The organism is Gordonia sp. NPDC003585 (genome assembly GCF_040610755.1).
GTDB lineage: Bacteria > Actinomycetota > Actinomycetes > Mycobacteriales > Mycobacteriaceae > Gordonia.
Window position 1 is genome coordinate 21,864 of record NZ_JBEXMX010000004.1, and the last position, 23,986, is coordinate 45,849.

The 23,986-nt window shown below is 68.1% G+C and carries 19 protein-coding genes and 1 riboswitch; of the genes, 13 read left to right on the plus strand and 6 right to left on the minus strand.

What is annotated here, in order from left to right; genetic code table 11:
• Window positions 1-35: 35 nt before the first annotated feature.
• The 3 genes from tatC to ABZW74_RS01680 all read left to right on the plus strand — a co-directional run bounded on the left by tatC (window position 36) and on the right by ABZW74_RS01680 (window position 5,029).
• A complete protein-coding gene (tatC, locus tag ABZW74_RS01670) occupies window positions 36-1,016 on the plus strand; it encodes a twin-arginine translocase subunit TatC (RefSeq protein WP_240857284.1) in 981 nt (326 codons plus the stop codon).
• Entirely contained in the window at window positions 1,013-3,856 is a 2,844-nt protein-coding gene (locus ABZW74_RS01675) for a DEAD/DEAH box helicase (RefSeq protein WP_240857283.1), read from the plus strand. The genes tatC and ABZW74_RS01675 overlap by 4 nt, the downstream gene beginning before the upstream one ends.
• A 162-nt stretch (window positions 3,857-4,018) precedes the next feature.
• Window positions 4,019-5,029 (plus strand): DUF4333 domain-containing protein, encoded by a 1,011-nt coding sequence (locus tag ABZW74_RS01680; protein WP_240857282.1) that lies wholly within the window; start codon window positions 4,019-4,021, stop codon window positions 5,027-5,029.
• 12 nt (window positions 5,030-5,041) lie between these two features.
• Here the strand turns inward: ABZW74_RS01680 and ABZW74_RS01685 are convergent, their stop codons facing one another.
• Complete coding sequence (locus ABZW74_RS01685) at window positions 5,042-6,034, minus strand: 5'-3' exonuclease (RefSeq protein ID WP_240857340.1); 993 nt, start codon at window positions 6,032-6,034, stop codon at window positions 5,042-5,044.
• A gap of 76 nt (window positions 6,035-6,110) precedes the next feature.
• Between ABZW74_RS01685 and ABZW74_RS01690 the strand changes: the two genes are divergently transcribed.
• Window positions 6,111-7,235 carry a Xaa-Pro peptidase family protein gene (locus tag ABZW74_RS01690; RefSeq protein ID WP_355273280.1) on the plus strand — a complete coding sequence of 375 codons (1,125 nt, stop codon included), beginning with the start codon at window positions 6,111-6,113 and terminating at the stop codon, window positions 7,233-7,235.
• Window positions 7,236-7,344: 109 nt separating this feature from the next.
• On the opposite strand, the gene ABZW74_RS01695 is transcribed toward ABZW74_RS01690, so the two are convergent.
• Window positions 7,345-7,752, minus strand: a complete 408-nt coding sequence (locus ABZW74_RS01695; RefSeq protein ID WP_355273283.1) for a TIGR03618 family F420-dependent PPOX class oxidoreductase — start codon at window positions 7,750-7,752, stop codon at window positions 7,345-7,347.
• An 82-nt stretch (window positions 7,753-7,834) separates the two neighbouring features.
• Between ABZW74_RS01695 and ABZW74_RS01700 the strand changes: the two genes are divergently transcribed.
• The 4 genes from ABZW74_RS01700 to ABZW74_RS01715 are packed head-to-tail and all read left to right on the plus strand — an operon-like array spanning window position 7,835 to window position 11,377.
• Window positions 7,835-8,596 (plus strand): SDR family NAD(P)-dependent oxidoreductase, encoded by a 762-nt coding sequence (locus ABZW74_RS01700; protein ID WP_355273286.1) that lies wholly within the window; start codon window positions 7,835-7,837, stop codon window positions 8,594-8,596.
• 5 nt (window positions 8,597-8,601) lie between these two features.
• Complete coding sequence (cbiE, locus tag ABZW74_RS01705; protein ID WP_355273382.1) at window positions 8,602-9,840, plus strand: precorrin-6y C5,15-methyltransferase (decarboxylating) subunit CbiE; 1,239 nt, start codon at window positions 8,602-8,604, stop codon at window positions 9,838-9,840.
• Window positions 9,837-10,616 (plus strand): precorrin-4 C(11)-methyltransferase, encoded by a 780-nt coding sequence (gene cobM / locus ABZW74_RS01710; protein ID WP_355273289.1) that lies wholly within the window; start codon window positions 9,837-9,839, stop codon window positions 10,614-10,616. Before cbiE ends, cobM begins: the two co-directional genes overlap by 4 nt.
• On the plus strand, window positions 10,613-11,377 hold the full coding sequence (locus ABZW74_RS01715; RefSeq protein WP_355273292.1) for a cobalt-precorrin-6A reductase: 765 nt from the start codon (window positions 10,613-10,615) through the stop codon (window positions 11,375-11,377). Before cobM ends, ABZW74_RS01715 begins: the two co-directional genes overlap by 4 nt.
• Before the next feature lie 81 nt (window positions 11,378-11,458).
• Here the strand turns inward: ABZW74_RS01715 and ABZW74_RS01720 are convergent, their stop codons facing one another.
• Genes ABZW74_RS01720 through ABZW74_RS01730 form a run of 3 tightly spaced genes read right to left on the minus strand, consistent with a single transcriptional unit; the run spans window position 11,459 to window position 14,799 of the window.
• On the minus strand, window positions 11,459-12,949 hold the full coding sequence (locus tag ABZW74_RS01720; protein WP_240857276.1) for a precorrin-2 C(20)-methyltransferase: 1,491 nt from the start codon (window positions 12,947-12,949) through the stop codon (window positions 11,459-11,461).
• 2 nt (window positions 12,950-12,951) lie between these two features.
• Window positions 12,952-13,575, minus strand: coding sequence for a precorrin-8X methylmutase (locus ABZW74_RS01725; RefSeq protein ID WP_240857275.1), 624 nt, complete (start codon window positions 13,573-13,575; stop codon window positions 12,952-12,954).
• 42 nt (window positions 13,576-13,617) lie between these two features.
• Entirely contained in the window at window positions 13,618-14,799 is a 1,182-nt protein-coding gene (locus ABZW74_RS01730; protein WP_355273296.1) for a precorrin-3B synthase, read from the minus strand.
• Between the two features lie 43 nt (window positions 14,800-14,842).
• Window positions 14,843-15,002, plus strand: a riboswitch (cobalamin riboswitch).
• A gap of 51 nt (window positions 15,003-15,053) precedes the next feature.
• Here ABZW74_RS01730 and cobN point away from each other — a divergent pair.
• The 5 genes from cobN (at window position 15,054) to ABZW74_RS01755 (ending at window position 23,580) form a co-directional block, all read left to right on the plus strand.
• Window positions 15,054-18,686, plus strand: coding sequence for a cobaltochelatase subunit CobN (cobN, locus tag ABZW74_RS01735; protein ID WP_355273299.1), 3,633 nt, complete (start codon window positions 15,054-15,056; stop codon window positions 18,684-18,686).
• 115 nt (window positions 18,687-18,801) lie between these two features.
• The gene (locus ABZW74_RS01740; RefSeq protein ID WP_240857338.1) at window positions 18,802-19,317 is read left to right on the plus strand and encodes an FxsA family protein; all 516 of its coding nucleotides are present in this window, start codon (window positions 18,802-18,804) and stop codon (window positions 19,315-19,317) included.
• A gap of 36 nt (window positions 19,318-19,353) precedes the next feature.
• Window positions 19,354-20,979: an amidohydrolase gene (locus tag ABZW74_RS01745; protein ID WP_240857272.1), complete on the plus strand. Its 1,626-nt coding sequence runs from the start codon at window positions 19,354-19,356 to the stop codon at window positions 20,977-20,979.
• A 170-nt stretch (window positions 20,980-21,149) separates the two neighbouring features.
• Window positions 21,150-22,778: an apolipoprotein N-acyltransferase gene (gene lnt / locus ABZW74_RS01750; protein WP_355273386.1), complete on the plus strand. Its 1,629-nt coding sequence runs from the start codon at window positions 21,150-21,152 to the stop codon at window positions 22,776-22,778.
• Window positions 22,762-23,580, plus strand: coding sequence for a polyprenol monophosphomannose synthase (locus ABZW74_RS01755; RefSeq protein WP_240857271.1), 819 nt, complete (start codon window positions 22,762-22,764; stop codon window positions 23,578-23,580). Before lnt ends, ABZW74_RS01755 begins: the two co-directional genes overlap by 17 nt.
• A gap of 19 nt (window positions 23,581-23,599) precedes the next feature.
• Here ABZW74_RS01755 and ABZW74_RS01760 read toward each other — a convergent pair whose 3' ends face one another.
• Window positions 23,600-23,944 carry an RNA polymerase-binding protein RbpA gene (locus ABZW74_RS01760; RefSeq protein ID WP_160902307.1) on the minus strand — a complete coding sequence of 115 codons (345 nt, stop codon included), beginning with the start codon at window positions 23,942-23,944 and terminating at the stop codon, window positions 23,600-23,602.
• Window positions 23,945-23,986 lie beyond the last annotated feature (42 nt).

A 23,986-nucleotide genomic window follows, 5' to 3' on the forward strand; every position in this document is an offset into this window, starting at 1 on the left:
CACGCCACGCCGCCGTGTCCATCCCAGGGTCCTGAGTGCGCATTCCCTTCGACCCCAGATACCGCAAACGCAAGCTCAATCCCGACGGCACCATGTCGTTGGTCGAGCATCTGTATGAGCTGCGCACGCGAGTGGTCATCTCCTCGATCGCGATCGTGTTCACCACGATCATCGGCTTCATCTGGTATTCGCACGGCTTCCTCTTCGTGCCGTCGCTCGGTGATCTTCTTCGTGAGCCGTATTGCGATCTGCCGGCCTCCTCGCGCGCGTCCCTGACACCGGACGATTCGTGTCGGTTGCTGGCCACCGGTCCGTTCGACCAGTTCATGCTTCGCCTGAAGGTCGCATTGACGGCCGGAATCGTTCTGGCGTGCCCGGTGTGGCTGTATCAGTTGTGGCAGTTCATCACCCCCGGCCTGCACTCCAACGAGCGGCGCTACGCCGTCGGCTTCGTGTCCGTTGGTGCCGTCTTGTTCGTCACCGGTGCCGTCCTCGCCTACCTGGTGGTCTCCAAGGCGTTCGAGTTCCTCCTCACCGTCGGCAACGATGTGCAGGTCACCGCGCTGGCCGGTGACCAGTACTTCAGTTTCATGCTGCACCTGCTGCTGATCTTCGGAGTCAGCTTCGAACTCCCACTCCTCATCGTCGCGCTCAATCTCATCGGCGTCCTGAGCTACCAACGTCTGAAGGCCTGGCGACGCGGCCTGATCTTCACCCTGTTCGTCTTCGCAGCCTTCGCCACACCCGGTTCCGACCCGTTCAGCATGTGCGCACTGGCCCTCGCTCTCACCGTGCTCCTGGAGTTCTCCATCCAATTCGCCCGCATCACCGACAAGCGGCGCGCGAAGAAGCGACCCGAGTGGCTCTCGGCGTCGGACGACGAGGCCAGCGCACTGCCCGATTCCCAGGACACGCCGGCGGGGTCGGCGATCGATCGGCCGACGCGTGTGGAGGCCGGGCCCGTCGCCGGCAGGTCGTCGACCCGTGCGACCGAGACCTTCGACGACGTCCTGTGACCGAACTCGACGACTTCACGTCGCGACTCGACTTTCGCCTCGACGAATTCCAAACCCGTGCCTGCGAGGCGCTCGAGGCCGGACACGGGGTCTTGGTCTGCGCGCCGACCGGGGCGGGCAAGACGATCGTGGGAGAGTTCGCCGTCCACCTCGCGTTGGCGGGCGGGACCAAGTGTTTCTACACCACCCCGATCAAGGCCCTCAGCAATCAGAAGTACGCGGATCTGGCGGCGGTGCACGGACACGACCGGGTGGGCCTGCTTACCGGCGACAGCTCGATCAACCCCGACGCCCCCGTCGTGGTGATGACCACCGAGGTGGTCCGCAACATGATCTATGCGAATTCTCGTGCGCTGCAAGGGCTGTCGCATGTGGTGATGGACGAGGTGCACTTCCTTGCCGATCGGTTCCGCGGTGCGGTGTGGGAGGAGGTCATCCTGCACCTCGAGCCGTCCGTGCGGGTGGTCAGCCTGTCGGCGACCGTCAGCAACGCCGAGGAGTTCGGCGACTGGATCCAGACCGTACGCGGCGACACCTCGGTGATCGTCGACGAGCACCGGCCCGTACCGCTGTCCCAACACATGCTCGTCGGTTCGCGACTGTTCGATCTGTTCGCGCCGGACGGTTCACACAGCGGATCTCCCGGCGGATCGACCCGGGCCGGTCGGCATCAGGTGAATCCGGAGCTCAAACGGTACATCCGCCACCGCATCCTGCTTGCCGACGACGACAGCCGTGGCCACGACCGGCGTGGTCGTGGTGGTCGTTCCGGCCGGACCCGTCAGCGTCGCGGCGATCGAGCGCTGTCGCGGCCGAATCTCGTCGCCCGCCTCGACCGGGAAGGGCTGCTGCCCGCCATCGGGTTCATCTTCTCGCGCGTCGGCTGCGATGCAGCACTGGCGCAATGCCTCCGGTCTGGCCTGACACTGCTCACCCCGGAGGAGTCGATGCAGGTCGACGCGGTGGTCGACGCTCACCTGACCGAGCTGTCGCCGGCGGATGCCGATGTACTCGGCGTCGACGAATGGCGTGCGGGATTGCGACGCGGGTTTGCCGCCCACCACGCCGGCTTGCTGCCGACATTCCGGCACGCCGTCGAGGAGTTGTTCGTGCGGGGTCTGGTGCGGATGGTGTTCGCCACCGAGACCCTGGCGCTCGGGATCAACATGCCGGCCCGGTCGGTGGTCCTGGAACGTCTGGTCAAGTACAACGGCGAGTCGCACGTCGATCTCACCCCGGGGGAGTTCACGCAGCTCACCGGACGGGCCGGCCGGCGCGGCATCGACGTCGAAGGGCATGCCGTGGTGGTCTGGACGCCCGAAGTCGCCCCCGAGGAGGTGGCCGGCCTCGCGGGCGCCCGAACCTTCCCACTGCGCAGTTCGTTTGCGCCCGAATACAACATGGCGGTCAACCTGATCGGGCGCCTGGGGATGGCGGGGTCGCGGGAACTGCTGAACCGCTCGTTCGCTCAGTTCCAGGCAGACCGTTCGGTGGTCGGGCAGGCACGCAAGGTCGACGACGCCTATCGGGCGCTGCGCAAGCTCGACGTCGAGTTGGCCGGGGCGGCGGCCAAGCGCGGTATCGACCCGGGAACAGTCGAAGCGGACGGGGTCGAAGCCGACGATGAGGGTGCCGCCGACCCGTATCAGGGATTCCTCGGGTATGTGACGTTGCGCGAAGACATCCGGCAACGGGAACGCGACCTCAAGTTCCGGCGGCGCAACACCACCCACGACGCGATCGCCGCCGACCTCGCGGCGCTCAAACGCGGGCATGTGATCGGCGTGCCCAACGGTCGCCATCGCGGTCTCGCCGTGGTGATCGAACCCGCGTCGCAAGCGCAGGACCCCAAACCACTGGTACTGAGCGAGGATGCCTGGTGCGGCCGGGTGGGGATCCGCGACTTCGTGAATCCGCCGGACGTGCTCGGCAACATGCGGCTGCCGAAGAACGCCGATCGGCGTACGGGACGCGGACGCCGCGACCTCGCGTCGGCTCTTCGGTCGACGGGGATCGAGGCGCCCCGCGGACGCCAGAAACGTCGCGCGGAAGCGGCCGACGACACCGAGCTGGCACAGATGCGCCGCGACCTGAGATCGCATCCTGCCCATCAACTGCCGCCCGGTGACGAGCTCTTCCGGCTCGCGGAACGCCGCAACCGACTCGTCCGCGACATCGTCAACGCCGAGCGCGCCATTGGTGAACGTACGTCGACGCTCGGTGTGACCTTCGATCGCATCGTCGCGGTGCTGCGCGAGCTCGGCTATCTCGACGATCATCGCGATGCCGGCGCGAAGGGGCCGGACACGGTGCGGGTCACCGACGCCGGACGTCTGCTCGGACGCATCTACAGCGAGAGCGATCTGGTGGTCGCCGAATGTATGCGGGCCGGTGTGTGGGAGGGGCTGGCACCGCACGAGCTGGCCGCAGTCGTCGCATCGCTGGTGTACGAGAGTCGGCGCGACAGTTACCGCGGCATCGACTCGATGCCCGGCACTGCGGGGGTGCGCGACGCGATGGCCGCGACCGCCGAGGTGTGGTCGCAGGTCACCGATGTCGAACGACGGCATCAGGTCGCACCCACCCGCGAACCCGACACGGGTTTCAGTGTGGCCGTGTCGATGTGGGCGATGGGCCGATCGCTCACCGAGGCGCTGGCGGCCGCGGGTGAACGCGGGCAGTTGCTGTCGCCCGGTGACTTCGTCCGATGGAATCGCCAGGTCGTCGATCTGTTGGAGCAGATACGGCTCGGCGCCGGACCCGACACCCCACTTGCATCGACCGCGCGCTCGGCAGTCACTTCTATCCGGCGCGGGGTCGTGGCGGTCGAACTCGGTTGAACGACGTTGCCCTCCGACATGACGTCCTTGGCTGATTGCGGTGTCGCGCTGGGGTAACGTTCTTGGCGATCCGTGGCACGGATGAAGTGCACTGTCAAAACACAGGCGTCGGACGACGCGCAACTACGGGCGTCGGAGGACGCGGCCAGCGGGGAGAGACTCATGAGCGAGCCGAACAACCCACCAGCCGGAGGGTCGAATGTTCCGGGCAGCGGGCAACCGGGTCCGGACAACGCTGATGGCGGGAACACTGATGGCAAGACGGAGGTCGTGAACGTCGGGGGAGCGAAACCCGCGGCGCCCCAGGGCCCGCCGGCTGACCCGACGACGGTGAGTCCCGCACCCGGTTCGGTGGCCCCGCCGACCACGACATCGCAGACACCGCCGCCTGGATACCCGCAGCAACCGGGTTATGGAGCACCGCAGGCGCCTCCGCCACCGCAAGCAGGTCCGGGCGGCCAGATTCCGGGACAGTACGCGCCCACACAGATGCCGGGTCAGTACCACCAGGGCCAGGCACCCGGAACCTTCGGTGCCCCGCCGCAAGGTGGGGGACCGAGTGGATCGACTCAGCAGATTCCGCCGGGACAGTACGGCTCGGGTCAGTACCCCGGTGCTCAACCGGGCACCGATCCGAACGCGACCCAGCACGTGGGCGGAGGCTACGGTCAGCCGTCCGGCCCACAAGGCACCGGACAGCCGCAGGGCGCCCCAGGCTATGGCGCGGCGTCATTCGGACAGCCGACTTACGGGCAGCAGCCATACGGCCAGCCGGGCCAGCAGCCCCCCGGACAGTTCGGCGGCGACCAGTTCGCATCGATGGCCAAGCAGGGTTCGTCGGGTAAGGGCCTGCGTCTCGCCATGATCATCGGCGGCGCCGTGCTGTTTCTCGCGGCGATCGTGATCGTGGTGACCGCATTCTGGCTGCCCGGGTGGGCACCGAAGACCCTCGACCAGGCCGCCGTGGAAAGTGGCGTCGAAAAGGTGCTGACCGAGGATTACCAGGCCACCGAGGTCAAGGACGTGTCGTGCCCGTCGGGTCAGAAGATCGAGCAGGGCGCCTCGTTCACCTGCACCTTGACCGTCGGCGATCAGGAGAACCAGCAGGTCACCGTCACCGTCCTTGACGACGAGGGCAAGTACGAGGTGTCGCGGCCCGGGCCCAAGACCTAGAAGGTCTCTGGATCAGGGCGCGGAGAAGTCCCAGTCGAGAGCCTTGGCGAGCCGACTCACCGACGCGCCGATCCCGAGTTCGACGATGAGCTCGGCCAGGCCTTCGGGATCGGCGGGTTCACTCGGCAGTGCATCGGAAGCGTTCGACGCGTCGTCGGTGTTCGAACCATCGTCGGGGGCCCAGCTGTCGATGGTGTCGGCGTCGGTCCGGACCAGCACCACCGTCCGCGCTGCCGACAGGTAGTCGGCCGACGCGAGGATCGCCTTGCGCGCCCGTGTGGGGATGCTCGACGCCGGATCGGCAGCGGCCGCTTCGAGCGCGTCAAGGCTGCCGTATTCGGAGATCAGTTTGGCCGCGGTCTTCTCGCCGACGCCACTGACACCAGGGAGACCGTCGGACGGGTCCCCGCGCAGCATAGACATCTCGGCGTAGGCCATACCCGCGCGGTCGGTGGGCAGGTCGTAACGTTCGCCGACCTCGACCGGCCCCATCATCTCGGCCTTCGCGAGTCCGCGGCCGACGTAGAGGACGCGGACCGCGACGGGATCGTCGGCGACCACCTGCAGGAGGTCGCGGTCGCCGCTGACCACCACGACCGGGTCGCGCGCCTCCTCGTAGGCGAGCGTGCCGATCACGTCGTCGGCCTCGCAGCCCAGGGCACCGGAACTTGCGATGCCCGCGCACGTCAGCACGCGCATGATCATGTCGACCTGCGGAGTGAGCGTGTCGGGCACTTCCTCCACATCCACCGGATCGCCGCCGGCGGTGTCGGTGGTCGCGACGCGATGCGCCTTGTACGACGGAATGAGGTCGGTCCGGAAGGCGGGTCGCCAGTCCAGGTCCAGACACACGACCAGCCGGGTGGGTCGCTCGCGGGTCACCAGGTTGGCGATGGTGTCCACAAACCCGCGTACCGCGTTGACCGGGCGGCCATCAGGTGCCGTCAGCTTTTCCGGCAGGGCGTAGAAGGAACGGAACCACAGGCTCGCACCGTCGAGCAGCATCAGCGAATCGGTCACCCCCACACTCTCGCATCGACGGGCACCATCCGTCACGCACGTACCGCGTAGGCTCTGCGACATGACCACGACCGGGGATTCGCGCTTCACCTCCGATGTCTATGCCAGCCGCGTGTCACGGGCCGCACAGCTCACCGCCGACGCGGGGTTCGACGCGCTCGTCGTCAGCCCCGGACCCGATCTGCGATACCTGACCGGCTCTCGGGCCAACACATTCGAGCGTTTGACGGCCCTGGTGATACCTGCAAGCGGCACACCGCGAATCGTGGTGGCGCGCCTCGAGGTGCCGTCGCTGAAGGCCTCCGCGGTGGGGGATCTCGGTATCGAGGTATGCGACTGGGTGGACGGTCAGGACGCCTACGCGCTCGCGCTCGACGGTCTCGGCGCGCGACCCCGCCTGGCTGTCTCCGACGCGATGCCCGCGTTGCACGTCGTGCCGATCGCGCAGCGTTCGTCCGCGACCCCCGCACTGGCCACCGCGGTGCTGCGTGAGCTGCGAATGATCAAGGACACCAGCGAGATCGATGCGTTGCGCGAGGCCGGCGCAGCGATCGACCGGGTGCACGCCCGGATGGGTGAATGGTTGCGGGTCGGCCGAACGGAACGGGAGGTGGCCGCCGACATCGCCGACGCCATCGTGTCCGAAGGCCACACGGGTGCCGAGTTCGTGATCGTCGGCTCGGGACCCAACGGCGCCGACCCCCACCACGAGTACTCCGACCGCACCATCACGGCCGACGATGTGGTCGTCATCGACATCGGCGGTCCCGTCGAGCCCGGGTACAACTCCGACTCCACGCGGACCTACAGCTTTGCCGAACCATCCGGCGAGATCGCCGACGCCTACGCAGCGCTGCAAAGTGCTCAGCAGCAGGCAGTCGCAGCGGTTCGTCCCGGGGTCACCGCCGAGTCCGTCGACGCCGCCGCGCGCGACGTGCTCCGTGGCGCGGGACTGGCAGAGAAGTTCATCCATCGCACCGGGCACGGCATCGGCCTTTCCGTCCACGAGGAGCCCTACATCGTCGCGGGAAACGACATCGAGCTCCGGTCCGGAATGGCCTTCAGCGTCGAGCCGGGCGTCTACTTCTCCGGGCAGTGGGGTGCGCGGATCGAAGACATCGTGGTGGTGACCGACGACGGCTGCGAGGCGCTCAACACCCGACCACACGGGCTGACGGTTCTCTGACCCGATTTGAAGTCTGGCCTGCGGGAATCTGTACCTGGGAACCCACCGAAATGCACTGTGCATCTCGTCGGTCTCCCAGGTCCAGCTTTCCGGACAGTGGGATGCTGACTCAGTCCAGCAAGGTCTTCGATCCCAGTACCCGCCGTACCTGCACCTCGACAACAACTCGCCGCGGATTCGGCTTCGGCTCGCGGTAGCGTGCCGCGTAGCGCCGTTCCGCCTCGGCGACGCGCGGCCGCTCCCTATGCACCGTGGCCGGGCCTTCCAGCGTGATCCAGCGCGGGCCGTCGACATGGGTCAACGCCGTGTAGCCGGCTCGTTCGACGTTGCGTACCTTCTGGCTGCCGTCGACGGTGATGACCCGCGCGATGCCCGTCTCGGGGTCATAGGTGAATCCGACCGCGACCACGTGCGGGGTGCCGTCGCTGCGAACGGTGCTCATCGTCGCCAGGTGCCGTTCGGAAAGGAACTCCAACGCGGTGGGTCCGAGTCGGGGCTTCGTGGTGGGTTCGGTCATGCGGCAACGGTATCGGTTCCCGCAGATCAACCGCACACCCGCCGAGTCAGCCACCGAACGGGCGGATGGGATACTGCTGCACATGCCTGATTCGGCCCGCACCATCGTCCTACTCGGCGGTCGCAGCGAGATCGGTGTCAAACTCGCACAACGTCTGGCACCCGGCCGTGTCGTCGTTCTGGCAGCTCGCAGGCCCGACGACCTCGCCGACCAGGTGCAGGCGCTGACCGACGCCGGGGCGAGAAGGGTGCACACGGTCGGATTCGACGCCGACGACACCGACTCGCATCCCGGACTGATCGAACGCATCGTCACCGACTTCGGCCCCGTCGAGGCGGCGATCGTCGCATTCGGCATTCTGGGCGACCAGACCCGTGCCGAAACCGAGGTCGAGCATGCGCTTGCGATCGCGCACACCGACTATCTCGCCCAGATCAGCGTGCTCACGCCGCTGGCCACAGCTTTGCGCACCCAGGGCAGCGGCACCATCATCGTGTTCTCGTCGATCGCCGGAGTGCGCGTCCGGCGGGCCAACTATGTGTACGGGTCCACCAAGGCGGGCCTCGACGGTTTCGCCAGTGGACTCTCGGATGCCCTGCACGGCAGCGGAGTTCGCCTCCTCCTGGTCCGGCCGGGGTTCGTCATCGGTCAGATGACCCGCGACCTGATGGAATCGGGTGTGAAGCCCGCGCCGCTGTCGATCGATGCCGATCGGGTCGCCGACGACGTGGCACGCGCCTACCGCAAGGGCCGACGCGAGGTCTGGATTCCGTGGGCGCTGCATCCGCTCTCCGTCGCTCTCCGGATGATTCCACGCCCGATCTGGCGACGACTGAGCCGGTGAGCGAGGTGAGTGTCCGGCCACAATTCGTCGTCGTGGGGATCGGTGCCGACGGCTGGGCGGGTCTCGGCCGTCGGGCCCAGGACGAACTGGTGACGGCTACGGTGATCTACGGCGCCCGACGCCAGCTCGATCTGCTTGACGACGTCGACGCCGAGCTGATCGCGTGGGATTCACCGATGTCGGCACATCTCGCCCGGGTGCTCGATGAACCCGCGTACCCGGTGGTGCACATTCTCGCCAGTGGCGACCCGATGTTCCACGGTGTGGGTGCGACGATCGTGAAGGGCGTCGGCGCCGAACGCACCCGGGTGTTACCCGCGGTGTCGAGCGCGAGTCTGGCGTGCGCTCACCTCGGGTGGGACCTCACCTCTGTCCGTGTCGTCAGCCTCGTCACGGCCGACCCCGCGTCGTTGCTCACCGAAAGCACCCACGGGCAGCGCCTGCTGGTCCTGAGCCGGGACGCACACACGCCCGCTGCCGTCGCGGCGCTGTTGGGGGACAACGGTTTCGGTTCGTCGACGTTGACAGTGCTCGAGCAGCTCGGCGGACCCCGGGAGCGGGTGATCAGCGGAACGGCCGGGGTCTGGGCGCATGCACCCGGCGATCCGCTCAACGTGATCGCGGTCGAGTGCGTCGGGCCACCTCGGACGACGGTTCCCGGCCGCGCCGACACCGACTTCGTCCACGACGGGCAGATCACCAAGTCCGCGCATCGGGCACTCACCGTCTGCGCATTGGAACCCGCAGGCGCACAGATGCTCTGGGATATCGGCGCGGGGTCGGGGAGTGTCGGAGTGGAATGGGTGCGCGCCGACCCTCGCGGACGCGTCGTCGCTTTCGAACGCGATCCCCAACGCGCAGAGCGTATTGCGCAGAATGCTCACCGGCACGGGGTCGGCGCGGCGATCTCGGTTCATGGTTGCGCACCCGAATCCCTCTCGGGCGCACCGACACCCGACGCGGTGTTCATCGGTGGTGGACTCACCGGGGACGTCCTGCGAGTTGCCTACGATGCACTCCGAATCGGTGGCCGTCTCGTCGTCAATGCGGTGACAGTGGAGAGTCAGACTCTTCTCGCCGAGTGGCACCGGACGCACGGGGGGCAGATGCGCAGGGTGATGATCGAGTCCGCCGAACCGCTCGGCTCGATGACCACGTGGCGACCCGCACTGCCGATCGTTCAGTGGATTCACGTCAAGGCCGCCAAGGGGAAGGCCACCGATCTGAACGAGCCACAACCGTGACCGTCTACTTCATCGGTGCCGGACCCGGCGCAGCCGACCTGATCACCATCCGCGGCGCCCGCATTCTCGGCCGCTGCCGCACTTGTCTGTACGCCGGGTCTCTCGTGCCCCGCGAACTTCTGGACCTGTGTCCGCCCGGCGCCACGCTCATCGACACCGCGCGAATGCCGCTGCCGGACATCATCTCCCACATGGTGGCCGCCCACGAGGCCGGGCACGACGTCGCCCGGCTGCATTCCGGTGACCTGTCGATCTACTCGGCCTTCACCGAGCAGTGCCGCGAGCTCACCGAGCGGGGGATCGATCACGAGATCGTGCCCGGTGTGCCCGCCTTCGCCGCCGCGGCCGCCGCTCTCGACATCGAATTGACCACCCCTGGCGTCGGGCAGAGTCTGCTGATCACTCGGGTGTCGACGCTGTCCACCGACATGCCCGACGGTGAGGACCTGGCCAGTCTCGCGTCGTGCGGGGTGACACTCGCACTGCATCTCGCCGCACACCGGACCGAGGAGATCGTGGCCGCGCTCGCCCCGCACTACGGTCTCGAATGCCCAACCGCGACAGTCGCCTTCGCGAGTCAGCCCGGTGAGAAGATCGTCCGATGTGCACTTCGGGAGCTGCCGGAAGCGCTCGCCGCGGAAGCCATCCGCAAGACAGCCGTGATCTTCGTCGGCAAAGTCCTCGACCCTCATTCCGATCCGTCTGTCACCGACAGCTACCTGTACTCGCGAGCCCGCATGAGCAAGCTGCGTTCCGAACCCGGACACGATCGGTGAGCCGGACAGACCGTCTGCTGATCCTCGGCGGAACGGGGGAGGCCCGGGAATTGGCGGCGGCGGCCACCGGAGCCGGAATCCCGATCATCAGCTCGCTGGCCGGGCGTGTCCGTAACCCCCGCCTGCCCGTCGGAGAGGTCCGCATCGGCGGGTTCGGTGGGACCGAAGGATTGCGTAGTTGGTGCGCAGACAATGGGATCGGTGTGGTTGTCGATGCGACCCACCCCTTCGCGGCCACCATCACCGCACATGCGGTTACGGCGACGAGGGCACTCGATCTCCCGCTGCTTGCGCTGCGTCGCGCCGCCTGGACGCCGGGTCCCGATGACCGCTGGACGCGGGTCACCGACATCGACGCCGCCGCAGGCGCGATCGGGACATCACCTCGGCGGGTTCTCCTGACGACCGGTCGTCAAGACGTCGGGGCGTTCGCCGGCGTCGACACCGCATGGTTCTTGATCCGCGTCGTCGATCCCCCGACGGTCGCGCTGCCACCGCACCACGAGATTCTGCGGTCGCGCGGGCCGTACGAGTTGGCCGGCGAGCGACAGTTGCTGCACGACAATCGAATCGATGTGCTGGTCACCAAGAACAGTGGGGGAGCGCTCACACACGCCAAGCTCGACGCGGCCCGGGAACTGGGCGTCGAGGTCATCATGGTCGATCGCCCCGCCGAACCCGACGGTCTCGACACCGTGTCCGACGTCGCCGACGCCATGACGTGGCTTCGTCGGAAGTTCCCGACTCCTGGCCCACGTTGACCGTGCGTCGAAAACCGTTGACCGCGCGTCCCGAATCGTTGATCGTGCACGGCCGCACAAGGATAGCGGCCTGGTCCCGGCCTACTCCGACGCGTGACGCGGTGTGTAGACGAGCGGCCCGGCCGCGCGATCGACGACCGTCGTCGACGACGATCCGACGATGAGCAACGTACGCATGTCGACGGTGGCCGCTTCCAGATCGCCGACCGTCGTCACCGTCACCGACTCGTCCGGCCCGCCGACGTCGCGTCCGACGATGACTACCCGGTCCGGTGAGACCTGTTCGGCCAGAATCTCTTTGAGCGCGCCCACCTGCCAGGCGCGGCTCGCCGATCCCGGGTTGTAGATCGCGATCACCAGATCGGCGTCCACCGCCGCGCGAATCCGTCGTTCGATGACTTCCCACGGCTTGAGCCGATCCGAAAGCGAGATGATCGCGAAGTCGTGGCCGAGCGGAGCCCCGACCGTGGCCGCCACGGCGGTTGCCGCAGTCATCCCGGGCACCACGCGAACCGGGACATCCTGCCAACGTGATTCGGCCGCCACCTCCGCCACCGCCGCGGCCATCGCGAATACCCCTGGATCACCGGACGAGACCACCGCGACCCGAGCACCGCGCCGCGCAAGATCGAGCGCGAACTCTGCACGTTCCGCCTCGACCCGATTGTCGCTGGCGTGCATCCGCTGGCCGGGCCGCGGCGTGACCCGCTTGAGATAGGTGGTGTAGCCGACGAGATCGGTCGCCGCGGCCAGTTCCGCACGGACCTGCGGGGTGGTCCACGACTCCCGGCCGGGTCCGAGGCCGACGACCACCACTTCGCCTGCAGTCGACGCAGACTCGGCATACCGCGGGTTGTTGCGGCGACCGGGTACGACGACGATCGAGAAGTACGGCACCTGCGCCGGATCCACCTCCGCAGCCGGTGCCACCCGCTCCACGGTGGTCGATGCACGCTCCACGTACCACGCCTCGTCGAGGCGGCCTGCGTAGGCGAGAGCCTGTCGGACGCGTTCGAAATTGCGGCCGAGTTTCATCACCACGATGGCGTCGGCCGAGGCGAAGCGCAGACGCAACTCGTCGGCGTCAGCCGTACCCGGCACCACCGTCAGGGTCTCGTCGCCTTCCACCAGCGGGACGCCCGTCGCGGCCGACGCAGCGCTCACCGACGTGACGCCCGGGACGATCTCGGCATCGAACTCGTCGGCGAGACGCTTGTGCATGTGCATGTACGAGCTGTAGAAGAGGGGATCGCCTTCGGCGAGCAGTGCGACACTGCGACCCTCCCGCAGATGCGCGGCGAGGATATCCGCACTGGCGGAATAGAAGTCGTCAAGAGCTCCCTGATAGCCGCCCGGATGGTCGGTGGTCTCGGTGGTCACCGGATACATCAGCCGTTCTTCGATCTGACCATCGCTGAAGTACGGTTCCGCCACCGTCCGAGCGATGCTGTTGCCATGTCGCGCACAGTGATACGCGATGACATCGGCCGCGCCGATCACCCGCGCAGCCTTCACCGTCACGAGTTCGCTGTCGCCGGGGCCGAGTCCGACGCCCCACAGTTTGCCGGTCACGCTCACTCCTGGGCCGACGCGAGGGCGTTGAGGGCGGCGGCCGTGATCGCCGACCCACCCCGGCGACCGGTGACCGTGATGAATTCCAGATCGGTCCGTTCCGCTAGGGCCGCACACGATTCGGCGGCGCCGACGAAGCCGACCGGGGCGCCGACGATGGCCGCGGGCCGAGGTGCGCCGTCGTCGATCAGATCGAGAAGCGCGAACAGAGCAGTCGGCGCGTTGCCGATCGCCACCACCGATCCTTCCAGGCGTGTAAGCCAGAACTGCAGCGCCGCAGCAGTTCTCGTTGTGCCCATTCGTTCGGCGAGTTCCGGCAGCCCGGGTTCGCCCAGGTAACACAGCACGTCGTTGTCGGCGGGCAGGCGCTTGCGGGTGACCCCGGCGGCTACCATCGAGGCGTCGCAGAGGATCGGTGCGCCGGAACCCAGCGCGGCCCGCGCCGCCTCGACCACCCCGTCGGTGGCCACGACGTCAGCCGGCAGGTCGGTCTGTCCGCAGGCGTGGATCATCCGAACCACCACCGTGGCGACGTCGGGGGCAAATGCGGTGAGGTCGGATTCGGCGCGGATGGTGGCGAATGACTGTCGATAGATCGCGGCGCCGTCACGCAGGTAGTCGGTCATGGTGGGCTCAGTGTATCGAGCCGCCCGCACCGGGCTCGACGGCTACTGCCCGCGTTCGGTCGTGCGATATCCGTCCGGACCGGCCTCGACGCGCAGGTGTGGCGTGACCGGGGAACCGCACCCGCGGCCACACCCGACCCAGTGTTCTCGCTCGGTGACCTCCTGCCCGGACGCCACACGGGCGAGCAGATCCTCGCGTACCGGGGCCAGCCCATTGCTGCAGCCGGGTGCTCCCGCACAGCAGCTGACCGCTGCCCACGGCGACGACGCGTCGAAGGTCAGCCCCATCGGTGCGAGCACCCGCACCACGGTCTCCGCGACGCCCTCGGTGAGGTCGCAGACCAGGATCTCGCGATCGGGCGTGAAGATGATCGGAGCGCCGATGGCGGCCAGGAATTCGGCCAATCGGGCCGGCAGCCTGCCGAGTTCGACAACCGACCCGAGCAGCACCATCCCGTTGTCCTGCTCGAACCACCCGACGATCGGTTCGGTCTCGGTTTCCGGCCGAGGGTAGCCATCACCGACCGGATCTAGGCCTTTACCAGCGCGTTCGACGACGCGGGCCTGATCTGCGGCGTCTAGGTCGGCGAACCGCCACGCGGTCGGCGCCACCTCGAGCATCGCGTCGGCGACCACGAGGAGCGCGTCGACGATCGATTCCGCCCCGGTGGCCGACCCGAGCGTCGCACCGCCGACGACTATGTCGGCGAGCGGGCCGGGCCGGGCTGATCGATGGTCGGTGCTCGCGCGAGCCACCGCGTGGACATCGGGTGAGCGTCGGGTGATGTCGCCGCGACCGTCGTCCAGACCGAAGAGGAATCGCCCGGACAGCGCCGCGAATCGATCGTCGGCTCGCAGCCGCTCGTCGAGAAGCCGGATCATCGGTCGTACGTCTACGACACCGCCGATGCGGCCCGACAGCGGGCTTGCCTCGATGTTCCGGATCTTCTCGTGCGACGCACTCGGGACCAGCCCTGCGCCGGTGACAGCGGCGGCGACGGCCTCGACATCGGTGATGCCGCGCAACTGCAGATTGGCTCGCGCCGTGAGCTCGAGATGGCCGTCGCCCCACTCGGTTGCGACGCGGGCCAGGGTCTCGAGTTGGGGGCCGGTGATCTCTCCGCCGGGGAGCCGGATGCGCGCGAGGTGACCGTCGGCGGCCGGGTGCGTGCTGAACACCCCGGGGCAGCGGTCGGCGGCGGATCGTCCGGCAGGCTGGCTCACCAGTCCAGCGTACGACCGCGCGCAGCATGCCCTGCTCTACACCGGTCGGCTCGCGATTGCGGGTTCGGTAGTCTCGATGCACCGAGAGCACAGAAGCCGGTGTGAGTCCGGCACGGTCGCGCCACTGTGACGGGTAGCCCTGCGTCGTGAGAGCGACTCCGCGGCACCGAAGTCAGACCTGCGCCCCCGGTCACCGCATCACGACACAACCGTTACGACACGCTCCGGGCGCGACATCCCGGCGAGGAGATCTGATGATCCTGCTGCTCTCGACCTCGGACACCGATCTGCTCACCGCCGCCGCGGCTGCCGAACGGGACGGGGTCGACATCGCCGGCGCGAATCCGTCGCGCATCCTCGCCGACGACATCCCGGACCTGGCCGCAGACGCCGATCTTCTGGTCGTGCGCATCCTGGGCGGGACACGAGCCTGGGAGGACGGCCTCGCCGCGGTGGCCGCGACCGGCAAACCCCTCGTGGTGTGTTCGGGAGAGCAACAACCGGACCCTGATCTGATGGCGCAGTCGACGGTCCCGTCGGGTGTGGTCGCCGAAGCCCACAACTATCTCGCCTTCGGCGGGGTGGAGAACATGGTGGGTCTGCACAACTTCCTGTCCGATACCGTGCTGCTGACCGGGCTGGGGTTCGAGCCGCCGCAGCAGACGCCCGCGTGGGGGGTGCTCGACCGCTCGGCCCGGTCCGATCTGCCCGAGAACGCCCCGCGGATCGCAGTGCTCTATTACCGCGCGCAACACCTCGCGGGCAACACCCGCTACATCGATGCGCTGTGTGGCGCCATCGAGGAACGCGGAGCACACGCCCTGCCCGTCTTCTGCGCGTCGCTGCGTACCGCGCCCGACGATCTCATCGATCTGCTCGGTACCGCCGACGCGCTCGTGGTGACGGTCCTCGCGGCAGGCGGTGCCACCCCGGCCACTGCGTCGGCCGGCGGTGATGACGAGGCCTGGAACATCGAACGTCTTGCCGCGCTGGACATCCCGATCCTGCAGGGGCTGTGTCTGACGGGTTCGCGCGCGGACTGGGCAGACAACGACGACGGCCTCTCGCCCCTAGACGTGGCCACCCAGGTCGCGGTTCCCGAGTTCGACGGCCGCATCATCACGGTGCCGTTCTCCTTCAAGGAGTTCGACGAGAACGGGCTGCCCTGGTATCAGCCCGACCTCGAACGCTGCGCCCGCGTGGCAGGTATCGCCGTTGCGCACGCCCGCCTGCGGTCCATCGTGCCCGCGCAGCGTCGCATCGCGATCATGTTGTCGGCCTACCCGACCAAGCACGCCCGCATCGGCAACGCCGTCGGCCTCGACACCCCCCGAAGCCTCCTGCGTTTGCTGACCGCCCTGCGCGACGCCGGGTACGACATCGGGCCGGAGCGCGGGGAGTCGTCGATTCCCGGTCTCGCCGAAGACGATTCGGACGCCCTGATCCACGCGATCATCGCGGCGGGCGGTCAGGACCCGGACTGGCTGACCGAAGAAGCGTTGTCCGCCAACCCGATTCGTATGTCGGCAGCCGACTACCACGACTGGTATCGCACCCTGCCAGAAGAACTGCGTGCCGGGATGGAGCAGCATTGGGGGCCAGCTCCCGGCGACCTCTTCGTCGACCGCTCCCACAACGCCGACGGCGACATCGTGATCGCGGCACTGACGTTCGGGAACATCGCGATCATGGTTCAGCCGCCGCGCGGCTTCGGCGAGAACCCGGTCGCCATCTACCACGACCCCGACCTGCCGCCGTCGCATCACTACCTGGCGAGCTACCGCTGGCTGGCATCGCAGTCCGAGGGTGCGGGTTTTGCGGCCGACGCGATCGTGCACGTCGGCAAGCACGGCAACCTTGAGTGGTTGCCCGGCAAGACGCTGGGCATGTCGGCCGGATGCGGCACCGATGCGGCGCTGGGCGATCTGCCGCTCGTCTACCCGTTCCTCGTGAACGACCCGGGCGAGGGCACCCAGGCCAAGCGGCGCGCCCACGCCGTCCTCGTCGATCATCTGATCCCACCGATGGCACGCGCCGAGTCCTATGGCGACATCGCCCGTCTCGAACAGCTTCTCGACGAGCACGCCAACATCTCCACCCTCGACCCGGCGAAGCTGCCCGCGATCCGCCAGCAGATCTGGACCCTGCTCACCGCCGCCAAGATGGATCACGATCTCGGGCTCAGTGAACGGCCCGACGAAGAGGTCTTCGACGACATGCTCCTGCACGTCGACGGATGGCTGTGCGAGATCAAGGACGTCCAGATCCGTGACGGCCTGCACGTGCTCGGCGAGCCCCCGCAGGGCGACGCCGAGGTCGATCTCGTGCTGGCCATGCTGCGTGCGCGCCAACTCTGGGGCGGCACCAGCGCACTGCCGGGACTGCGCGAGGCCCTCGGCCTCACCGAGGACGGCGCATCCGCGCGCGGTGACGTGGACGCCGTCGAGGCGCAGGCACGCGAGCTGGTTGCCGCTTGCGCGAAGGGCGACTGGAGCGACGACACGGTCGCTCTGGTGTCCGCGGATCATCCGCCGGCCGTGGCCGACGTACTGCGCTTTGCCGCCCACGAGGTGGTGCCCCGGCTGCGGCAGACCACCGACGAGGTGCCGCGGGTTCTGCACGCCCTGGGTGGCGGTTTCATCCCGGCCGGACCGAGCGGATCGCCGCTGCGCGGTCTGATCAACGTGCTGCCCACCGGGCGCAACTTCTACTCCGTCGACCCCAAGGCGGTCCCGTCGCGGCTCGCATGGGAGACCGGCCGGGCCATGGCCGACTCGCTGCTCGAACGCTACGTGAACGATCACGGTCACCATCCGGCGTCTGTGGGCCTGTCGGTGTGGGGGACGAGCGCGATGCGCACCTCGGGCGACGACGTCGCCGAGGTCCTTGCGCTGCTCGGGGTGATGCCGGTGTGGGACGAGGCGTCGCGGCGGGTCACCAGTCTCGAACTCATCGGCCTCGACGAACTGGGTCGTCCGCGCATCGACGTGACCGTGCGGATCTCCGGCTTCTTCCGCGACGCGTTCCCGCACGTGGTGACCATGCTCGACGACGCGGTCGCGCTCGCCGCGGCGGCCGACGAACCCGACGATCAGAACTTCGTCGCCGCCCACGTGCGCGCCTCGATGGCCGATCACGGCGACCACCGTCGCGCGGTAACCCGAGTGTTCGGGTCCAAACCCGGTACGTACGGAGCGGGACTTCTTCAGTTGATCGACTCGCGCGATTGGCGCAGCGACGAGGATCTGGCCCGCGTCTACACCGAGTGGGGCGGGTACGCCTACGGCCGCGATCTCGCGGGCGTGCCGGCCGTCGACGACATGCGAGCGGCCTACCGACGCATCGCGGTGGCCGCCAAGAACACCGACACCCGCGAGCACGACATCGCCGATTCCGACGACTACTTCCAGTACCACGGCGGCATGGTCGCCACGGTGCGGGCGCTCACCGGAACCGCACCCGAGGCCTACATCGGCGACAGCACCCGCCCGGACGCGGTCCGGACGCGCACGCTGTCCGAGGAGACGAGCCGGGTGTTCCGCGCCCGGGTGGTCAATCCGCGGTGGATATCGGCGATGCAGCGCCACGGTTACAAGGGGGCGTTCGAGATGGCCGCGACCGTCGACTACCTCTTCGGATACGACGCGACCACCGACGTGGTCGCCGATTGGATGTACGAGAAGCTGACCGAGGCCTACGTGCTCGACGAGACCAATCAGGAGTTCATGCAGCAGTCGAACCCGTGGGCGCTGCACGGCATCGCCGAGCGCCTTCTGGAAGCCGCCGAACGCGACATGTGGGCCGCACCGCCCGCCGAGATGCTCGACCAGCTACGGGCCGTGTATCTGCAGACCGAAGGCGATATCGAGGGTCGGGGAGCCGACTGACACCGTTCGGGAGCAAAACCGGGCGGTCGTTCGTTCACCGGGGGAGACTCGAATGCGATCGGATCTCGGCACACCGCGTGCCGACGCCCCAGAGTCGCAGAAAGGCAGGACCATCATGCGCCTGCGTCACATGTTCTTCCTCTACGTCCTCGTCGAGTTGGCGGCGTTCGTCGCCATGGCGTTGACACTCGGCTTCGGTTGGGCGGTGCTCATCAGCCTGGGCGCCGCTGTGCTCGGGTTGGTCATGCTCCAGTGGCAGGGCCGCAAGGTGTTCGGCGAGCTTCGCCGCGCCACCCGCAACGAGGTCGATCCCGCCGCACCGCTGGCCGACAGCGCACTGCTCGCCCTCGCGACCATCCTGCTGATCGTGCCCGGGGTGGTGACCACCGTCGCCGGCGTGCTGATGCTGGCGCCGCCGCTGCGCAAGCTGGCCCGGCCGGCGGTCGTCGCGCTGGGTGCGCGGCGTGCCGCCACCGCGATGGACCGAGCCGGTATCTACGCGACCGGTGTCTACGCGGGTGGTAGGTACGCCGGTCCCGACGTGATCGACGGGACGGTCGTCGACGCGAGCTATGCCGACGAGCGCTTTCCCAACGAGAGGTTTGACCGTCAGCTGCCGCAGGGCCGCTGACCGTCGCCGCCTCGGCGCAGGGCACACTTGACGATCGTGGCGACCGAACTGCTCCTCGGCGGAGCCGTGTACTCCGCTTCCGCGCCCGACGCGACCGCGCTGGCGGTCAGCGACGGCGTCGTGGTCTGGGTGGGCAGTGACGACGTCGGTCGGGCACTGCACCCGGACGCCCAGATCACCGAACTCGACGGGCGCTTTGTGGCTCCGGGATTCGTCGATTCCCACGTGCATCTCACCTCCACGGGCCTCGCGCTGCTGGGTCTGACCCTCAACGACGCCGTCAATCGACGCGATTGCCTCGCCCGCGTGGTCCAGGCCGTGTCCGGTCTCGACGAGGGCGAAGTGCTGTGGGGCCTCGGTTGGGACGACTCGGCGTGGGACGGTGCCGAACGCGCAGACGGCCGATTCCCCACCACGTCCGAGCTCGACGAGGCGGTCGGCAATCGGCCGGTATATCTCACCCGGATCGACGAGCATTCTGCGGTCGCCTCCACAGCTTTGCGACGGCTCGTTCCCGACCTCGCCGACGCTCCCGGATTCCACCCGGAAGAACCGTTGACCGCCGACGCCCACCACCTCGTGCGCGGGGCGGCCCGCCAGCTGATCACACCGGACACCCGTACCCGCGCGCAGCGTCGGGCGCTCGACCTCGCCGCAGCCCACGGGGTGGTGGCCGTGCACGAGAACGGGGGGCCGGATATCAGCGGGCTCGACGACTTCCTCGGGCTCGCCGATCTCGATCATGAGGTGCAAGTGCGCCGCTATTGGGGTCAGTCGGTGACCGATGCCGACCACGCTGCCGAATTGGCGGCGATCAGCCGCGCGGATGGACTGGGCGGAGACCTGTTCATCGACGGTGCGATCGGGTCGCGCACCGCGTGGCTTTCAGCGCCGTACACCGACGATCCGTCGGCCGTCGGCAACTGCTACCTCGATGACGCACAGATACGTGCGCACCTTGCCGCGTGCACCGTTGCCGGCATCCAGGCGGGTTTCCATGTGATCGGCGACGCCGGTACCCAGACGCTGGTGGACGCGCTCGATTCCCTCGCCGACGAACTGGGGACCCCAGCGATCGCGCGATGCGCCCACCGGATCGAGCACGCCGAGATGGTGTCGGTCGAACAAGCCGCGGTGCTGGCGCGGTGCGGTGTCATCGCCAGCATGCAGCCGCTTTTCGACGCGGCGTGGGGCGGGACGGGTGACCTGTACGACCAGCGGCTCGGCCCCGATCGCGCCGCCGGCCTCAACAATTTTGCGATGCTGGCGAAAACGGGTGTCGCGCTTTCATTTTCGTCGGACGCGCCGGTGACGGAGATCGATCCGTGGTCCACAATTCGGGCGGCCGTCCACCATCACCAGGACCACAACGCGATCTCGGCTCGAGGCGCGTTTGCTGCGTGCACCCGGGGTGGCTGGCGGGCCGGTGGCATCAACGACGGTCTCACCGGAACGCTGGAACCGGGTGCACCGGCAAGCTACGCCATCTGGGAGGCCGATCACCTGGTGGTCGCCGGTTCCCACGCCGGGGTGCAGCGCTGGTCCACCGATCCTCGCTCGCGCGTACCCGCACTCCCTGACGTGTCCCCGGGCGCCCGGCTGCCGGAGTGCGTCCGCACCGTCCACCGTGGACGGGTGTTGTACGCCGGGGATGACACATGACCGGCACCGAACCGAGCGCCCCCGCTGATCGAGCCGACCTTCCCGCTGATCGAGCCGCGACCCCCGCTGATCGAGCTGGCCCTCCCGCTGATCGAGCCGGTACCGAGCGCAGCGAGGCACCGTGTCGAGATCACTCAACCGACGACTACGACCACGCCACCTCGGCCCGCATGGATTGGGCCGCGCGCACGGTGCTCTCGGCGGTTGCCGGTGTACTGATGTATGGCGCGTTCCCGCCGCGATCGTGGTGGTTCTGTGCGGTGATCTCCATCGCCCTGCTGTACATGGTCCTGACGATCGGCCGTCCGCGAGTACGTACCGGCGCGTGGCTCGGATTCGTGTTCGGACTCGGCTTCTTCGTGCCCTTGTTGCCGTGGATCGGTGAGTACGTCGGGCCGCTGCCGTGGCTGGCCCTGGCCACCGTACTTGCGGTCTACCAGGCACTTTTCGGTGCGATCGCAGTCCTCACCACTCGGCTGCCGTGTCCGCCGATCTGGTTCACGGCATCGTGGCTGCTGGTGGAGGCGCTGCGATCCGGATTCCCGTTCGGCGGGTTCCCCTGGGGTCGGGTGGCCTTCAGCCAGGTCGACGGCCCGCTGCTGCCGCTCGCGTCGGTGTTCGGGGCCCCGGGTGTGTCGGGTGCCGTGGCGCTCTTCGGATCCGGTGTGGCGTGGCTGGTGGCCGTGCTGATCCGCGCGTATCGCGCCGACGGCCGTACCGACGGACCGGGCATCCGAGTGGCGGCGTTCGCTGTTGTCGTCGCACTGCTTGCTCCGATGGCCGCGATCGCGCTGACCCCGGCCACTCTCGACCGGAACGTGTCATCGTCGTCGACCAAGATCGCGGCGATTCAGGGCAATGTGCCCAGGCTCGGGCTGGAGTTCAACGCGCAGCGCCGCGCTGTCCTCGACAACCACGTGCGTACCACCTTCGCCCTGGCGCAGGCGGTGAACACGGGCCGTGCCGAACGTCCCGACATGGTGTTCTGGCCCGAGAACGCCTCCGACATCTCGCCGTTGGACAACTCCGACGCGGCTGCCGAGATCACCGCGGCGTCCGTCGCCGTCGGTGCGCCCATCCTGGTCGGCACCCTGTTGCGCAACGGAGATGGTCGGCCCACCAACACCGTGCTGGTCTGGGATCAGCAGCGAGGTCCGGTCGACCGGTACGACAAGCACATCGTGCAGCCGTTCGGCGAGTATCTCCCGTGGCGGCCGTTCTTCCGCATGTTCTCGTCCTACGCCGACCTGGCGGGCAACTTCCGCCCCGGCGAGGGCCGCTCTGCCGTCACGGTGCCCACCGCATCGGGGACGGTCGACGTGGGCATCGCGACCTGCTGGGAGGTGGCCTTCGACCGAGCCGCGCGCGACGCGGTGGACGACGGGGCGCAGATCCTGTTCGTGCCCACCAACAACGCGACATTCGGGCGGTCGACGATGACCTACCAGCAGCTGGCGATGTCGCAGTTGCGCGCTGTCGAGCATGGTCGGGCGGTCGTGGTCGCTGCGACAAGTGGGGTCAGCGCGCTCGTCGAACCCGACGGCACAGTCGCGTCACAGTCCGGCATCTTCCGTCCCGCCATCTTGGCGAGTCGTCTACCACTGCACGAGGGAAAGACGATGGCAACAAGGCTGGGTGCCTGGCCACAGGCGGTGGCCGTGATCGTGGCGCTGGTGGGGCTTTTGTTCGCGATCGGATGGCGTACTAGGTTCACTGTCGGGAACGGAGTTGTCCGCCGACCACACGAGGACGCACATACGGCGTCGGGAACAAAGGAGCTTGATGGCAGCGGGGACTGATGCAACGTCCGGGCGCAACGGTCCCGACGACGCATCCCGGCAAGTCGTCGGGAGCGACGGTGCGGGTGCGCTCGTGGTCATACCCACGTTCAACGAGCGCGACAACCTCCCGCTGATCGTCGGCCGGCTCCGCACTGCGTTGCCGGGCATCCACGTTCTGGTGGTGGACGACTCCAGCCCGGATGGCACGGGTGACGTCGCCGACGATCTGGCCGCGCGCGACGACAAGTCTCGAATCCAGGTGCTGCATCGTGTGGAGAAGGACGGTCTGGGGCGTGCGTACCTGGCCGGTTTCGCGTGGGGACTGGATCGCGACTACCAGGTGATCGTCGAGATGGATGCCGACGGCAGTCACGCCCCTGAGCAGTTGTCGCGGCTGCTCGACGCCATCAACGACGGCGCCGACCTGGTGATCGGGTCACGCTACGTGCCGGGCGGCAAGCTGGTGAACTGGCCGCGGCGCCGGGAGTTCTTGTCGCGCGGCGCCAACACCTACGCGCGGTTGGCGCTCGGGGCCCGGGTGCATGACATCACCGCGGGTTTCCGTGCCTATCGCCGCATCGTGCTGGAGAAGATCCAGTTGGACACGGTGGAGTCGGCCGGTTACTGCTTCCAGATCGACCTCGCGTGGCGATCCGTACGCGCCGGGTTCGACGTGCGTGAGGTTCCGATCACCTTCACCGAACGGGAAGTCGGCGAGTCCAAGATGAGCGGCGGTGTGATGACCGAGGCGTTCACGATGGTCGCGCGCTGGGGCATCCAGAGCCGTCTCGAGCGATGGGGTGTCGGCCGCCGGCCCTGAGCTCGCCGGCGGCCACCACTTAGTTCGTGACGCCCTTGCGACGCTGCTTGAGCAGTTCGAGGCGCTCGTTCAGCAGCACTTCGAGTTCTTCTTCGCTGCGGCGCTCGAGGAGCATGTCCCAGTGGGTGCGCGGCGGCTTGGTCTTCTTCTCCTCGGGCTCGGCGCCCTCGAGGATGGTGCCCTCCATGCCGTTCTTGCAGGGCCACTTCGACGGCACCTCGGCGTCGTCGGCAAAAGGCACGTCGAAGATCTCGCCGTTGTCGGTGCGGTACTGGACAATGCGACGGGGCGCGAGGTCGTGGTCGCGATCGGTCTCGTAGCTCACCGCACCGAGGCGGCTACCCCGAAGTACTCGATCTGCCATGGAATTGTCCTCCAGCTTTCGTCGTCGGCTGTTTCTGGTTCT

What these genes read in the sequence shown, in the direction of transcription:
- ABZW74_RS01685 (WP_240857340.1), bottom strand. Translation starts at nt 6,034, where the DNA reads ATGCTGCTCGACGGTGCGAGCCTGTGGTTCCGTTCCTTCTACGCCCTG.
- cobN (WP_355273299.1), top strand. Translation starts at nt 15,054, where the DNA reads ATGATCCTGCTGCTCTCGACCTCGGACACCGATCTGCTCACCGCCGCC.
- ABZW74_RS01695 (WP_355273283.1), bottom strand. Translation starts at nt 7,752, where the DNA reads ATGACCGAACCCACCACGAAGCCCCGACTCGGACCCACCGCGTTGGAG.
- lnt (WP_355273386.1), top strand. Translation starts at nt 21,150, where the DNA reads ATGGATTGGGCCGCGCGCACGGTGCTCTCGGCGGTTGCCGGTGTACTG.
- ABZW74_RS01740 (WP_240857338.1), top strand. Translation starts at nt 18,802, where the DNA reads ATGCGCCTGCGTCACATGTTCTTCCTCTACGTCCTCGTCGAGTTGGCG.
- ABZW74_RS01680 (WP_240857282.1), top strand. Translation starts at nt 4,019, where the DNA reads ATGAGCGAGCCGAACAACCCACCAGCCGGAGGGTCGAATGTTCCGGGC.
- ABZW74_RS01700 (WP_355273286.1), top strand. Translation starts at nt 7,835, where the DNA reads ATGCCTGATTCGGCCCGCACCATCGTCCTACTCGGCGGTCGCAGCGAG.
- ABZW74_RS01755 (WP_240857271.1), top strand. Translation starts at nt 22,762, where the DNA reads ATGGCAGCGGGGACTGATGCAACGTCCGGGCGCAACGGTCCCGACGAC.
- ABZW74_RS01725 (WP_240857275.1), bottom strand. Translation starts at nt 13,575, where the DNA reads ATGACCGACTACCTGCGTGACGGCGCCGCGATCTATCGACAGTCATTC.
- ABZW74_RS01760 (WP_160902307.1), bottom strand. Translation starts at nt 23,944, where the DNA reads ATGGCAGATCGAGTACTTCGGGGTAGCCGCCTCGGTGCGGTGAGCTAC.
- ABZW74_RS01690 (WP_355273280.1), top strand. Translation starts at nt 6,111, where the DNA reads ATGACCACGACCGGGGATTCGCGCTTCACCTCCGATGTCTATGCCAGC.